The organism is Geobacillus sp. 46C-IIa (assembly GCF_014679505.1).
Lineage (GTDB): Bacteria > Bacillota > Bacilli > Bacillales > Anoxybacillaceae > Geobacillus.
This window is the reverse complement of sequence record NZ_CP061474.1, coordinates 3,504,284-3,519,356: the sequence shown is the minus strand read 5'-3', so window position 1 is coordinate 3,519,356 and position 15,073 is coordinate 3,504,284. Positions and strand designations below refer to the sequence as shown.

At 55.3% G+C, this 15,073-nt stretch carries 10 protein-coding genes; 1 reads left to right on the top strand and 9 read right to left on the bottom strand.

Annotated elements, in window-relative coordinates:
• Positions 1–18: 18 nt before the first annotated feature.
• From icmF to IC803_RS17665, 7 genes are all read right to left on the bottom strand, one after another.
• Positions 19–3,276, bottom strand: coding sequence for a fused isobutyryl-CoA mutase/GTPase IcmF (gene icmF / locus IC803_RS17695; RefSeq protein WP_081207884.1), 3,258 nt, complete (start codon positions 3,274–3,276; stop codon positions 19–21).
• A 17-nt stretch (positions 3,277–3,293) separates the two neighbouring features.
• The gene (locus IC803_RS17690) at positions 3,294–3,926 is read right to left on the bottom strand and encodes a TetR/AcrR family transcriptional regulator (RefSeq protein ID WP_081207885.1); all 633 of its coding nucleotides are present in this window, start codon (positions 3,924–3,926) and stop codon (positions 3,294–3,296) included.
• A 269-nt stretch (positions 3,927–4,195) separates the two neighbouring features.
• Positions 4,196–5,338: an acyl-CoA dehydrogenase gene (locus tag IC803_RS17685; RefSeq protein WP_081207886.1), complete on the bottom strand. Its 1,143-nt coding sequence runs from the start codon at positions 5,336–5,338 to the stop codon at positions 4,196–4,198.
• A gap of 42 nt (positions 5,339–5,380) precedes the next feature.
• Positions 5,381–6,523 (bottom strand): acyl-CoA dehydrogenase, encoded by a 1,143-nt coding sequence (locus IC803_RS17680; RefSeq protein WP_081207887.1) that lies wholly within the window; start codon positions 6,521–6,523, stop codon positions 5,381–5,383.
• 48 nt (positions 6,524–6,571) lie between these two features.
• Positions 6,572–7,423, bottom strand: coding sequence for a 3-hydroxybutyryl-CoA dehydrogenase (locus tag IC803_RS17675; protein ID WP_081207888.1), 852 nt, complete (start codon positions 7,421–7,423; stop codon positions 6,572–6,574).
• A 449-nt stretch (positions 7,424–7,872) separates the two neighbouring features.
• A complete protein-coding gene (locus tag IC803_RS17670) occupies positions 7,873–9,051 on the bottom strand; it encodes an acetyl-CoA C-acetyltransferase (protein ID WP_081207889.1) in 1,179 nt (392 codons plus the stop codon).
• 165 nt (positions 9,052–9,216) lie between these two features.
• Positions 9,217–11,313 carry a heterodisulfide reductase-related iron-sulfur binding cluster gene (locus IC803_RS17665; protein ID WP_081207890.1) on the bottom strand — a complete coding sequence of 699 codons (2,097 nt, stop codon included), beginning with the start codon at positions 11,311–11,313 and terminating at the stop codon, positions 9,217–9,219.
• 359 nt (positions 11,314–11,672) lie between these two features.
• Between IC803_RS17665 and cls the strand changes: the two genes are divergently transcribed.
• A complete protein-coding gene (cls, locus tag IC803_RS17660; protein WP_081207891.1) occupies positions 11,673–12,863 on the top strand; it encodes a cardiolipin synthase in 1,191 nt (396 codons plus the stop codon).
• Positions 12,864–13,158: 295 nt separating this feature from the next.
• Here cls and IC803_RS17655 read toward each other — a convergent pair whose 3' ends face one another.
• Both IC803_RS17655 and argS read right to left on the bottom strand, forming a co-directional pair.
• Entirely contained in the window at positions 13,159–13,326 is a 168-nt protein-coding gene (locus IC803_RS17655; protein ID WP_081207993.1) for a XapX domain-containing protein, read from the bottom strand.
• A gap of 71 nt (positions 13,327–13,397) precedes the next feature.
• Positions 13,398–15,071, bottom strand: coding sequence for an arginine--tRNA ligase (argS, locus tag IC803_RS17650; RefSeq protein ID WP_081207892.1), 1,674 nt, complete (start codon positions 15,069–15,071; stop codon positions 13,398–13,400).
• Positions 15,072–15,073 lie beyond the last annotated feature (2 nt).

Here is a 15,073-nt window from a genome sequence, read left to right as displayed (position 1 = left end):
GGCGAGCGAATGCTCGTTTTACATATTCCGCCGGTATTGCCCGCCGACTTCGTACAACGCGCGGGTAATTTGCCCGAGGCTCGCGACTTTGACCGTTTCCATCAATTCTTCGAAAATGTTGCCGCCGCTGACCGCCACCTGTTTTAGGCGCTCAAGCGCCGGGCCGGCTTTGTCTTTGTTCCGCGCTTGGAATTCACGCAAATTGTGAATCTGCAGCTCTTTTTCTTCATACGTCGCCCGGGCAAGTTCAAGATTGTTCAGCTCATCTTCCGACGGCGGGTTCGGATTTAGGAACGTATTCACGCCGATAATCGGCAGTTCCCCGCTATGTTTTTTCGTCTCGTAGTAAAGCGATTCGTCTTGAATTTTGCCGCGTTGATACTGCATTTCCATCGCCCCGAGCACGCCGCCGCGGTCATTTAACCGCTCGAACTCTTGCAAGACGGCTTCTTCGACAAGGTCGGTAAGTTCTTCAATAATGAACGATCCTTGAAGCGGATTTTCGTTTTTCGCGAGGCCAAACTCTTTTGTAATAATGAGCTGGATGGCCATCGCCCGACGGACCGACTCCTCGGTCGGCGTCGTGATCGCTTCGTCATAGGCATTCGTATGGAGCGAGTTGCAGTTGTCGTAAATCGCCAACAACGCCTGCAATGTCGTGCGGATGTCGTTAAAATCGATTTCTTGGGCGTGGAGCGAACGTCCGGACGTTTGAATATGGTATTTCAGCTTTTGGCTTCGTTCGTTGGCGCCGTATTTTTCGCGCATGACGACCGCCCAAATGCGGCGGGCGACACGGCCGATCACCGAATATTCCGGATCGAGGCCGTTGCTGAAGAAAAACGACAAGTTCGGCGCGAAATCATCAATATGCATGCCGCGGCTTAAATAATATTCGACGTACGTAAAGCCGTTGGCGAGCGTGAACGCCAGCTGGGTGATCGGATTCGCTCCAGCCTCGGCAATATGGTAGCCGGAAATTGACACAGAATAATAGTTGCGGACGCGGTGCTTAATGAAATATTCTTGAATGTCGCCCATCATTTTCAAGGCAAAATCGGTGGAGAAAATGCACGTATTTTGCCCTTGGTCTTCTTTTAAAATGTCGGCCTGCACCGTGCCGCGCACCGTTTGCAGCGTCGCGGCTTTCACTTGTTCATACTCTTCCGTGGTAAGCGGGCGGCCGAGCTCTTGTTCCCGCTTTTCGACTTGCTGGTCGATGGCGGTGTTCATAAACATCGCCAGCAAAATCGGAGCCGGACCGTTGATCGTCATCGACACCGAGGTGAGCGGATCGCACAAGTCAAACCCTTTATACAGTTTTTTCATGTCATCGAGCGTACAAACACTGACGCCGCTTTCGCCGACTTTGCCGAAAATATCCGGCCGGTAGTCCGGATCTTCGCCGTAGAGCGTCACCGAGTCAAACGCCGTGCTGAGCCGCTTCGCTTTGTCTTCTTTGCATAAGTAGTGAAAGCGGCGGTTTGTTCGCTCCGGCGTCCCTTCGCCGGCAAACTGGCGCTTCGGGTCTTCCCCTTGGCGCTTGAACGGGAAGACGCCGGCCGTATACGGGAACGAGCCAGGAACGTTTTCTTTATACACCCAGCGCAAAATTTCTCCGTAATCTTTAAACTTCGGCAAGATCACTTTCGGAATGTCCAAGCCGGACAACGTTTTTGTCGTCAGCTCAGTGACGATTTCTTTGCCGCGCACTTTCGTCACGAATTGCTTGGCCGCGTATTTCGCTTTCGTTTCTTCCCACGTCGCCAAAATGTGTTTCGATTCCGGCGTCAGCTTCGCCTCGTAATCGGCCTTGAGCATCTCGAGCGCGCGGATGACGTCCTCAGCCTCGCCGCGCTCGTTTGCCGCTTCGATCGCCCCTTCGATTTGGAACAGGCGGCGCGCAATCTCCGCCTGCTGTTCGGCGCGGCGGTGGTACGAGCGCACCGTCTCAGCGATTTCGCGCAAATAATAGCGGCGCTCGTTCGGAATGATCACATTATGCTTTTCAACGTTGGCCACCGTTTTTAAATTTGTCTTCCAGTTCGTTCCTGTTTTCCGGTTGAGCGTATCGACGAGGGCAACAAAGAGCGTATTCGTGCCCGGGTCGTTAAACTGGCTGGCGATCGTGCCGTACACCGGCATTTCCGACACATCGCGGTCAAACAGCTGACGGCTGCGCTGATATTGTTTTTGCACTTGCCGCCTCGCATCTTCCGACCCTTTGCGCTCAAATTTGTTAATGGCGATCAAATCAGCATAATCGATCATATCGATTTTCTCAAGCTGCGTCGGCGCCCCGAACTCGCTTGTCATCACGTACATCGAAACGTCGCACACTTCTGTAATGGCGGCATCGCCTTGGCCGATCCCGCTCGTTTCAATAATGACGAGATCAAAACCGGCCGCTTTGACGACCGAAATGGCGTCGCGGATCGCCGGCGACAGCTCGGAGCGGGAATGGCGCGTCGCTAGGCTCCGCATATAGACGCGCGGCGAATGGATGGTATTCATCCGAATTCGGTCGCCTAACAGCGCCCCGCCCGTTTTTTGTTTCGTCGGATCGACGGATAAAATGGCGATCTTGATCTCAGGAATTTCATTTAAAAAGCGGCGGACGAGCTCATCGGTGAGCGAGCTTTTCCCGGCTCCGCCCGTACCGGTAATCCCGAGCACCGGCACGCGTTGTTCCATCGCCTTCACTTGCTCGATGGCCGCTTCAGCCGCAGCGGCCGCCTCCTGTCCTGCCTCGGCGCGGTATTCGCACAGCGTGATGAGCCGGGCCACGGCTTGCACATCGCCGGTTTGGAGCCGTTCGATTTCATCGGTCACGGCAGTCACGGTCGGAAAATCGCACTCTTCAAGCATCACATTAATCATCCCTTGCAGACCGAGGGTGCGGCCGTCTTCAGGCGAGAAAATGCGGGCGATTCCGTATTCATGCAATTCCTTGATTTCGCGCGGGATGATGACGCCTCCCCCGCCGCCGTAAATGCGAATATGGGACGCCCCCCGCTCTTGCAGCAAATCATACATATATTTAAAAAATTCCATGTGGCCGCCTTGGTAGGAAGAAACGGCAATGCCTTGCACATCCTCTTGGATGGCCGCATTGACGATTTCTTCGACGGAGCGGTTATGGCCTAAATGAATGACTTCAGCGCCGCTCGCCTGCAAAATGCGGCGCATAATGTTGATGGACGCGTCATGGCCGTCGAACAAGCTCGACGCTGTCACAAAGCGGACGTGATGCTTCGGACGATAAATATGCGCCATCGTCTCTCCCCCTTTGTTCAAACTTGCTGTTTCTCCATAATCCCCTTTAATAAAAACTCGGTCTGCCATTCAATGTATTCTTCGAGCGTATACATTTTCCGCAGCGCCCAACGGCGGAACGCCCACATTTGCCCAAGCACGATAATGTTGTGGGCAAAGAGGCGAATCTCGCCTTCGGAAAGCTGCAGCGCTCCACTTTCGACGCATGCGCGCAAAATATGCTCAAAAATGGCCGTCATCTCGAGCTCTTTATTGAGAACGTACGGGAGCGACTCTTTGCTTAACGCCTTCAGCTCTTGATACATGACGAGCACTTCGTCATCGAGTTCATCAACGACGCGAAAATAGTGGGCGATCGCGCGCCGCAGCCCTTCAATCGTGCCATGATGATCGCCAAGGTCTTGTTCCGTCCGCTCCCGCACCTCGTCGTAAATGCGGTCGCACACTAAATACAAGACATCTTCCTTTTTGCGAATGTACTCATACAGCGTGCCGATGCTAAACCCGGACGCTTTGGCGATTTCCCTCGTCGTCGTTTGGTGGAAGCCTTTTTGTTTAAAAAGGGAAATGGCGCCTTTAATCATTTCGTTGCGCCGTTTTTTCACGAGCTTCTCATCTTTGACCGATGCGATCACTTCCCGTTTTTTCATGCAGATTCCTCTCCCCCATTCCCGTTTAGCAGCTAGGCTGGCGCCTCGCACAGCTTCCCGTTCGCGCCGCGGAGCGGGATCTGTCGTGCGGCATACGGTTGAAATCATCGCCATGACCCGCACGGCACATCCCCAAAATCACTGCCATGACCCGCGCAGCCGCACAGCGAGAGGCCGCGCGCTTTCCTTGAAACGGCTGCCGCGATTCGCGCAACCAAGCACTGCGGCCATCAATCGCGCGTCAACACGAATGAGTTGACGCGCAGCGTTTAATCGCGCGTCAACATGCGCGAAATGACGAGGCGCTGAATTTCTTGTGTTCCTTCGTAAATTTGCGTAATTTTCGCATCGCGCATAAACCGTTCAACCGGATAGTCTTTCGTATAGCCGTTGCCGCCAAAAATTTGCACTGCATCGACCGTCACTTTCATCGCCGTGTCGCCGGCAAACAGTTTGGCCATCGCCGATGCTTTGCCGTACGGCAAGCCGTTTGACTCAAGCCATGCCGCTTGGTATGTTAAGAGCCGCGCCGCTTCAATGGCCGTCGCCATATCAGCGAGCTTAAAGCCGACACCTTGTTGCTCAGCGATCGGTTTGCCGAATTGGACGCGCTGTTTCGCGTAGTCAATGGCGGCATCGAGCGCCCCTTGGGCGATGCCGACTGCTTGGGCGGCGATGCCGTTGCGGCCGCCGTCTAACGTCATCATCGCGATTTTAAATCCTTCTCCCTCTTGGCCGAGCAAGTTTTCTTTCGGGATGCGGCAATCTTCAAAAATGAGCTCGGTCGTCGGCGATGAACGGATGCCGAGTTTCTTTTCTTTTTTGCCGATCGAAAAGCCCGGCGTCCCTTTTTCAACGATAAAAGCGCTGATCCCTTTATGCCGCTTTTCCGGATCGGTGACGGCAAAGACGACATAAATTTCCGCCTCGCCGCCGTTCGTGATCCATACTTTCGACCCGTTTAACACGTAATGGTCGCCGTCTTTGATGGCGCGCGTTTTCATCGAGGCGACGTCAGACCCCGCCCCCGGCTCGGACAGTCCGTACGCCCCGAGCTTTTCTCCGGTCGCTAAAGCGCGCAAATACTTCTGCTTTTGCTCTTCCGTGCCGAACTTGTAAATCGGCCAGCTCGCGAGCGAAATATGGGCGGAAAGCGTCACTCCGGTTGAGGCGCAGACGCGCGACAGCTCCTCAACGGCGATGACATACGCCAAATAATCGCTGCCGATGCCGCCGTACTCTTCCGGCCACGGGATGCCCGTTAAGCCGAGCTCGGCCATTTTGTTGAAAATGCCGCGGTCAAACCGCTCTTCCTCATCGCGCTCAGCGGCGGTTGGCGCCACTTCGTTTTCGGCAAATTCGCGCACCATTTTTCGCAGCATTTCATGTTCTTCGCTCAATTGAAAGTTCATCGCTTCATTCCCCCGTTTTATATAAACATCCTCTTCCCCTTGTTACTGTTTGGTCAGCTGCTTGCTGATGACAATGCGCTGGATTTCGCTCGTCCCTTCGTAAATCTGCGTAATTTTCGCATCGCGGAACAGCCGCTCGACCGGGTAGTCTTTCGTATACCCATTGCCGCCGAAAATTTGCACTGCTTCAATGGCGTTATCCATCGCCGTTTGCGAGGCAAACAGTTTGGCCATCGACGCTTCTTTGCCGCACGGCAATCCTTGGGCGCGCAGCCAGGCGGCGCGGTAGACGAGCCATTTCGCCGCTTCCGCCGCCGTCGCCATATCGGCAAGCTTAAAGGCGACGCCTTGCTGCTCAGCGATCGGTTTGCCGAACTGCACCCGCTCTTTCGCATAGGCCACAGCGTGTTCGACCGCGGCTTCCGCGATGCCGAGCGCTTGGGCGGCGATGCCGATCCGGCCGACATCAAGGTTGGCCATGGCGATTTTAAATCCTTCCCCTTCTTGGCCGAGCAAGTTTTCCGCCGGCACCTCGGCGTCTTCAAACGTAACCGTCACCGTCCGCGAGCCGTGCAGCCCCATTTTCTTTTCGTCTTTGCCGATCGCCATCCCCGGCGTTCCTTTTTCAACGATAAACGCGGAAATGCCGCGGCTGCCGGTTTCCTCTGGATTCGTGCGGGCGAACACGATGTATGTGTCCGCTTCTCCGCCGTTGGTGATGAAAATTTTCGAGCCGTTTAATACGTACGTATCGCCGCGGCGCACCGCTCTCGTTTTTAAGCTTTTCGCGTCCGAGCCGGCGCTCGGTTCGGTGAGGCAAAACGCCCCTAAAAAATCGCCGCGGGCAAGTTTCGTCACGTATTTTTGTTTCTGGTCTTCCGTGCCGAAATACAAAATCGGGTTTGTGCCGACTGACGTGTGCACCGATAAAATGACACCGACCGTCGGGCTCACTTTGGAAATTTCGTGGATGGCGATAATATATGAAACAAAATCCATGCCCGCGCCACCGTACTCTTCCGGAACGGTGATCCCCATCAGACCGAGCTCGGCCATTTTCGTTAAAATCGGACGCGGAAATTCGCCTTGCTCCATGCGCTCGACAAACGGGGCGATTTCCGCCGCCGCGAATTCGCGCACCATTTGCCGCATCATTTCTTGTTCTTCCGTAAACCGAAATTGCACGGGACATCCCCCTTTGTCATGTTGCTCGTCAATGTTGCTTTGACCCGCTTACTCGTACGTGTAAAATCCGCGTCCTGTCTTGCGGCCCAGCCAGCCAGCCTTGACGTATTTGCGCAACAGCGGGCACGGGCGGTACTTGTCATCGCCGAACCCTTCATGAAGCGTTTCCATAATGTATAAGCACGTATCCAGTCCGATAAAGTCAGCGAGCGTGAGCGGCCCCATCGGATGGTTCATGCCCAGTTTCATCACTTCATCGATCGCCTCTTTGGTCGCTACCCCTTCGTACAAGGCGTAAATCGCTTCGTTAATCATCGGCATGAGGACGCGGTTGGAAATAAAGCCCGGAAAGTCGTTCACTTCCACCGGCACTTTGCCGAGCGTCCGAGTGACCGCTTCAATCGTCTCGTACACGTCATCGGCCGTCGCTAAGCCGCGGATGATTTCCACCAGCTTCATGACGGGCACCGGATTCATAAAGTGCATGCCGATCACTTTCTCCGGGCGCTTCGTCGCCGCTGCGATTTCCGTAATCGGAAGCGACGACGTGTTCGACGCCAAAATCGTTTCCGGGCGGGCGATTTCGTCCAATTCGGCAAACAGCTTCGTTTTCACGTCCATGTTTTCAACGACCGCTTCGATGACAAGATCAGCGTTGACGGCAGCGCGCAAGTCGGTGGAGCGGGAAAGCCGCGACAGCGCCGCATCTTTGTCCGCCGCCGCCATTTTCCCTTTTTCCACTTGACGGGCGAGCAGTTTTTCGATGTTTTGAATTCCTTTGTCCAATTGCGCTTCGCTAATATCATATAAAAGCACGTCATAGCCGGCGACGGCGCATACTTGAGCGATGCCCGATCCCATTTGTCCGGCGCCGACGACCATGATCGTTTTGACGTCCATGTTCCTATCCCCCTATCTATGTGTATGTCTGAAAAATGAACGTGCGTCACATCCGCTAAATTCACGGCGGCCAATGCCGCGGTGCTGACAGCAAGAGACATCGCGGCGGCACACCGCTTCCTCCCCCGCAGCGGCTGCACGGGGGCGCGCGGCCGCATCTTGCGCCTTGGCGTTGTTCCGGAGATACCGCTCCGGTTCATGGACGCGCTACCGGCAACAGGCCGCGTCCTCTGCCGTTTTGACCCCATCGCCGAAGGGCGGAGCGGCGACACGTTCCGTTTCGCGCCGCGTCACCAAGGGACAAGATCGCAGCAAGCCGCTTCCTGCATCTTGGCGACAGCCGGCGACACGCGTCTTGGCGGCGGGCTGCCGTGCGAGGACATGCGGCGACAGCCATGTCCCCGCACGGCTACAGGCGACACGCGCGCTTGTCGCGCTCCTGGCTCCTCTTATACCTCAACTAAGATGGCGTCGCCTTGGCCGCCGCCGCTGCAGATCGCGGCGATGCCGAGGCCGCCGCCGCGGCGCTTCAGCTCATGAATGAGCGTCAAGATGATGCGCGCACCGCTGGCGCCGATCGGATGACCAAGGGCAACGGCGCCGCCGTTGACGTTCACTTTTTCCGGGTCTAGGCCGGCGATTTGGATGGCCGCCAGTGCGACGGCAGCGAACGCTTCATTCACTTCAAACAAGGCGATGTCATCGACCGTTTTCCCCGTTTTGCGGAGCAGCTCGTTAATGACAAGCCCCGGCGTTTTCGGGAAGTCTTTCGCCTCGACAGCGATGGCCGTGTGGGCGACCACCGTTGCGAGCGGCTCGAGCCCTTCGCGGGCGGCGCGCTCTTCGCTCATTAAAACGAGCGCGGCGGCGCCGTCGTTGACGCCCGGGGCGTTGCCAGCCGTAATCGTGCCTTCATGGTCAAATACCGGCGGCAGTTTCGCCAGTTTTTCAAGCGACGTATCTTTCCGCGGCGCCTCGTCGTGTTCAACGACAAGCGGGGCGCCTTTGCGCTGCGGAATCGTCACCGGAACGATTTCTTCAGCGAGGCGGCCGGCTTCGATCGCCGCGATGGCGCGCATATGGCTGCGGTACGCCCACTCGTCTTGCGCCTCTCTGGTGATGCCGAGCTCACGCGCTGTGTTGCCGCCGTAAACGCCCATATGGACGCCGGTGAAGCTGCATGTGAGGCCATCATATACCATCAAATCTTTGACCGTGCTGTCGCCCATCCGCAGCCCCCAGCGCGCTTTCGGCAACACGTACGGCGCGTTGCTCATCGACTCCATCCCGCCGGCGACGACGACATCGGCGTCGCCTAAGCGAATGAGCTGGTCGGCGAGCGTGACGGCGCGCATGCCGGACGCGCACACTTTGTTCACCGTCTCGGTGCGGACGTGCCACGGAATGCCGGCATGGCGCATCGCCTGCCGCGACGGAAGCTGCCCTTGCCCGCCTTGCAGGACGGTGCCCAAAATGACATGATCGACTTGTTCTGCGCTCACGTTGGCGCGGGCGAGCGCCTCTTTCACCGCAATGCCGCTGAGCTCTGATGCTGATAACGCTTGCAGCGCGCCGCCTAATTTTCCGAACGGGGTGCGCACCCCGCTGACAATCACCGTTTTCCCCATCATTCCTCTCCCCCTTTTTCAGATAAGAAAGCGATTACAAAATACAGACTGAACGTTCGCTCGATAGCAAGGCGAAAGAGAAGGCGTACGACCGTACACCATCTCTTTCCGAATGCCATATCGTACTTACTATTTTAAAAAATAGAAATTGTCTACGCAACTATTTTATGATGCGGCTTCGTTTTTTTCCTCCCCAAACACCGATTTCGCCAACAGTTCAGCGACATCGTACGTCGAAACGCGGTCTTCCACTTCTTTCGCCTTCGTGCCGTCCGACAGCATCGTCAAGCAGTACGGACAGCCGGAGCTGATGACCGTCGGGTTGACAGCGAGCGCTTGCTCCGTGCGGGCGACGTTGATCCGGTTGCCGGTCGTCTCTTCCATCCACATGAGGCCGCCGCCGGCACCGCAGCACATGCCGCGTTCGCGGTTGCGCTCCATTTCGACGAGCTCGACGCCCGGGATGGCGCGCAAAATTTGTCTCGGTGCGTCATAGACGTCATTGTAGCGCCCTAAATAGCACGAGTCATGGAACGTGATGCGCTCGTTGACCGGATATTTCGGCACAAGGCGCCCTTCTTCGATGAGCTTGGCAAGCAGCTCGGTATGGTGGTACACTTCGGCTTCAAGCCCGAAATCCGGGTATTCGTTTTTAAACGCATTGTAGGCGTGCGGGTCGATCGTGACGATTTTGTTGACGCCTGCTTTTTCAAACTCGGCGATGTTGTTCGTCGCCAGCTCCTGAAATAAAAACTCGTTCCCTAACCGGCGCGGCGTATCGCCGGAGTTTTTCTCCTTGTTGCCTAAAATCGCAAACTTGACACCGGCTTCGTTCAGCAGTTTGGCAAAAGCAAGGGCGATTTTTTGGCTGCGGCTGTCGTATGAGCCCATTGAACCGACCCAGAATAAATACTCGATCTCTTCCCCGGCCTTGGCCGCTTCTTTGACCGTTGGGACGTGGACGTCGTCGCGCAGCTCGCGCCAGTTTTCCCGCTCTTTCCGGTTTAAGCCCCACGGGTTGCCTTGGCGCTCGATGTTCGTCATCGCCCGCTGCGCATCCGGATTCATCCGCCCTTCGGTCAACACGAGATAGCGGCGCAAGTCAATAATTTTATCGACGTGTTCGTTCATGACCGGGCATTGGTCTTCACAGTTGCGGCACGTCGTACAGGCCCAAATTTCTTCCTCGGTGATGACATCGCCGATCAAGCTTGGCATTTCAATCGCTGCCGCCTGCTCCGATGCCGCGGCGAACGCGAGCTGGTTGCCTTTCGTGTTTTTAAAGGCGAACGTCGGCACCCACGGCGCGCGCGACGTGACGACCGCTCCTTTTTCCGTCAAATGGTCGCGCAGCTTCAAAATCAAGTCCATCGGCGACAACATTTTCCCGGTGCCGGTCGCCGGGCACATGCTCGTACAGCGGCCGCACTCGACACAGGCATACAAGTCGATCAACTGTTTTTGCGTAAAATCTTCAATTTTGCCGACGCCAAACGATTCTTGGCTTTCGTCCTCAAAGTTGATCGGCGCCAGCTTCGGCCGCGTCAGCCGGCTGAAAAAGACGTTGACCGGCGCAGCGATCAAATGGGCGTGCTTTGACTGCGGCACGTACACGAGGAACGTCAGCAAAATCAACAAATGCACCCACCAGGCGGCAAAGAACAGCACCGCGGCCCCGGTTTCGCCGATCCATGAGAACGCGCCGGCAATGAGCGAAGCGACCGGCTCGCTCCATGTCGCCTCTTCGCCATGCCAAATCATGCTCATCCCGTTGCCGAACAAAACGGACAACATGAGTCCGCCGATAAAAAGGAGCACGAGTCCGGCTTTGAAATCGCGCTTTAAGCGAACGAGCTTTTCAATATAGCGGCGGTAAAAGGCGGCGAGCACGGCGATTAAAATGAGCAAAGTGACAATTTCTTGGAAAAACGTAAACCCTGGATACAGCGGTCCGAGCGGCAAGTGCGCTCCGGGCGCGAGCCCTTTGATGATGAAGTCAATCGCGCCAAATTGGACGAGAATAAAGCCGTAGAAAAAAACGACGTGGATCAACCCGCTTTTTTTGTCTTTGAGCAGCTTTTTTTGGCCGAAGACGTTGATCCAAATGTTGCGCAGCCGCTCGTTGACTTTTTCATCAAACTCGACTTTTTTGCCGAGTTTAATGTACATCGCCCGCGTTTTCACGACATACGCAAACAAATAGACGGCGTAAGCGGTTACAAATAAAAACGCGAGCCCATTCACCAGTAATAAGGCGTTCATCTTCTCTCCCCTTCCCCCGCTTTTCCGGCAAAATTGTTGCCATAACAAAACAAATTTTCAGAATTTCGCTTTACGTCTATTGTACAAATGAATGAGCATTCAGTCAATAACTTTTTTCTCATTTCTTTTCCGGTTCAAGCAAAAGCGAGAGAGAAGGCCGGTATATTGGCCAGCCAGACGGTTCGCTCCTGCTCGCGCTTCGTCTCACCGTGGGCACGATTGAATCGTTGAGTCTCCATAAGGAACGGTTTGGCGCCCGTCCGGCAAAGCGGGATGGAATCGGCGGCAATCGCTTTGCTATTTTTGTACGTTGTAGGACACATTAATAAGTACTGAAGCGATGCACAGGAGGGGAAGGCATGGTCGTCATTGCTGTTATTGCCATCATATTCGTGCTCATTTATCTTGATGACAAGCTCGGACAGCTCGTCTTCCGGAACGGACGCAAAAAAGTCGTCTATCCGGAACGGAGAAGCGATATTGCGCTCTACGTGAACGGCAGACATTTATTTTCCGACTATTTTGCCGATCTGCGCCGCGCCCGCGACCATATTCACATCCTGTTTTACATTATCAAAAGCGACGAAACGACCACGCCTTTTTTCCAAATTTTAAAAGAAAAGGCGGCTGAGGGAGTGAAAGTAAGGGTGTTGGTCGACTGGGTCGGCGGCCTCGGGCTGCCGAAAACGCTCATTCGTTCGCTACGGGCGAACGGGGTGGAGTTCGCCTATGCCCGCCCGCCGCGCTTTCCGTTTTTCATTTACCGCCTCAACCGCCGCAATCACCGGAAAATTACGGTCATCGACGGACGAGTCGGCTATATCGGCGGATTTAACATCGGCCGCGAGTATAATGGGAAAGACGCCGATTTCGGGGAATGGCGGGACTACCACTTAAAAATCAGCGGCGAAGGAGTATACGACTTGCAGGAACAGTTTTTGCACGATTGGGAAGAGGCGACAGGCAAGACGGTGACTGACAAGCACCGCTACTTCCCGGAGCTTCCCGCCGGCGCCATTCGCCATCAATTGGTCGCCACCGATGGCGCCGCTCTGGAAGAGCAGTATATCGATGTCATCCGCCACGCCAAAAAAGAAATTATGATCGGCACCCCGTACTTTATCCCGAGCCGGCTGCTGTTTAACGAGCTGATGCGCGCACTCCAGCGCGGGGTGCGCGTCACCGTGCTCGTGCCGCTGAAGGCAGATCATTTATTTGTAAGGGAAGCCGCCCATCCGTATTTTTATCAAATGCTGAAAGCCGGTGCACGCGTTTACCGCTTTTACCAAGGGTTTTACCATGCCAAAACAATAGTGATCGACGAAGAATGGTGCGATGTCGGTACGGCCAATTTCGACCGGCGCAGTTTGTTTTTAAACAGCGAAATCAACTGCTATGTGTTTGACCGCGCGTTTACTCGGCTCGTCAAACAGGCGATCGAACGCGACTTGACGCGCTCCGAACCGCTGACGCTCGATTTTTGGCAAAACCGTTCGCTCCTCGACCGCGGCAAAGAGTCCATTTCCCAGCTGCTTTCCACTTGGTTGTAGCGGATTCCCGGCAAAAACCGTAAAGAAGGAACGTTCATCCATCCATAGGACTGGTTCAGAAGAGCGCCTTTTCCTAAGAGAGATGCAGCACATGGTCTTGCAGAAGCGTTCGTCGCGTATATAGCGATGAAAAAGGGTGCCCCGCTGCGCTGGGACACCCTCACTTCTATCGAATTGCTGCCGAAGCAGCAAAAGCAAAAACCCGGCCGGCGCCCGTGGCGACCTCGCATCGCCAAAACAGCGCCAGCCGGGGGATTGAACGGTCTCGGCCGACTTTCCACCGCGCGGCTTCCGTTCATTTCCAAAACAACGCCAACCATTGAAACAGCCGCATACCGAGATACACGCCGACGATGCCCGCAATGCCGGCCAACGCCGGGGGGGCAGGAATCGGCAGACGGAACAGCGTAAACAAAAAGCCGACAACCATGCCGGTGATAAGCGATAGTATGACTTCTTTCACTTGTTGATCCTCCACCGCTGTTTTCCTTTAGCATGCCCAAACAAAAAAGGGAGCAATCGCTCCCTATTCGTTTACATTTGTTCCGGCGCTGAGACGCCGATTAACGCCAGGGAGTTTTGCAGCGTGATTTGCACCGCCTTGACAAGCGCGAGGCGGGCTTTCGTTTTTTCGATATTGTCTAGATCAAGCACTTTTTCCGCATTGTAAAAGCTGTGAAGCGCCGACGCCAAATCAAACGCATAGGCGGTGATGCGGTGCGGCATCCGCTTCAAGGCTGCCTCAGCGACGACATCCGGGAAGTCGCCGAGCACTTTGAGCAGCTCGATTTCTTTTTCCGTTTCGACGAGATGATGAAGGGCGGCATCCCCTTCATATGACAGCTGCTGCTCTTCCGCTTGGCGGAGAATGCTTGAGACGCGGGCGTGTGCGTATTGAACGTAGTAGACAGGGTTTTCGTTCGACTGCGCAACAGCCAAATCCATGTCAAAATCGAGATGCGTATCGCCTGAACGCATCGCAAAGAAGTAGCGAACGGCATCGACGCCGACTTCTTCCATCAGCTCGCGCATCGTCACCGCCTTGCCGGTGCGTTTGCTCATTTTGACGCGCTCGCCGTTTTGATATAAGTTCACCATTTGGATAATTTCGACTTCGAGCGTCTCTGGGTCGTAGCCGAGCGCGGCGATCGCCGCTTTCATGCGCGGGATGTAGCCGTGGTGATCCGCTCCCCAAATGTTGATCAACTTCGTGAATCCGCGTCGCAGTTTGTCTTGATGGTAGGCGATATCGGGAAGCAAATACGTATACGTTCCGTCCTGCTTAATCAACACGCGGTCTTTGTCATCACCGAACGCCGTCGAACGAAACCATGTCGCCCCATCCTGTTCGTAAATGTAGCCGCGCTCACGCAGCGTGGCGAGCGCCTCGTCGATTTTGCCGCTCTCATAAAGCGACGTTTCTGAATACCAAACGTCAAACGGAACGCGGAACGCGGCTAAATCGTTTTTAATTTTGTCAAGCTCGTAACGGAGGCCGTATTCGCGGAAAAAGGCGAGCCGTTCCTCTTCGTCAACGTGAACAAACCGATCGCCGTATTCATCGGCGAGCTGTTTGCCGATTTCTACGATGTCGTCGCCATAATAACCGTCCTCCGGCAGCGGCATATCGGTGCCAAGCGCTTGGAAATAGCGGGCTTCGACCGATTTCGCTAAGTTGTAAATTTGTTTGCCGGCATCATTAATGTAATATTCGCGCGTCACATCGAACCCGGCTTTCGCTAAAATGTTGCAAAGCGAATCGCCGACCGCCGCGCCGCGGGCATGGCCTAAATGCAAGTCGCCGGTCGGGTTGGCGGAGACGAACTCAACTTGCACCTTTTCCCCGTTGCCGGCATTCGATTCGCCATACGCTTGTCCCGCCTGCAAAATCGCCGGCACAACGGCTGTCAAATAGCGATTGTCCATATAAAAGTTAATAAATCCTGGCCCCGCTACCTCGATGCGCGCTACTGAAACACGCTCGCGGTCAAACTCCCCGACGATGGCTTCCGCAATCGCCCGCGGCGGCTTTTTCGCGATGCGCGCAAGCTGCATCGCGATGTTCGTCGAGTAGTCGCCGTGCGCCTTTTCGCGCGGCACTTCCAAGAGCACTTCCGGAAGCTCTTCGGCAGCTGCCAGACCGGCTTTGACCGCCGCCTGGCGAATTTCCTCTTTCAGCTTTTCTTTCATTTGCCCGACAATGTTCATCG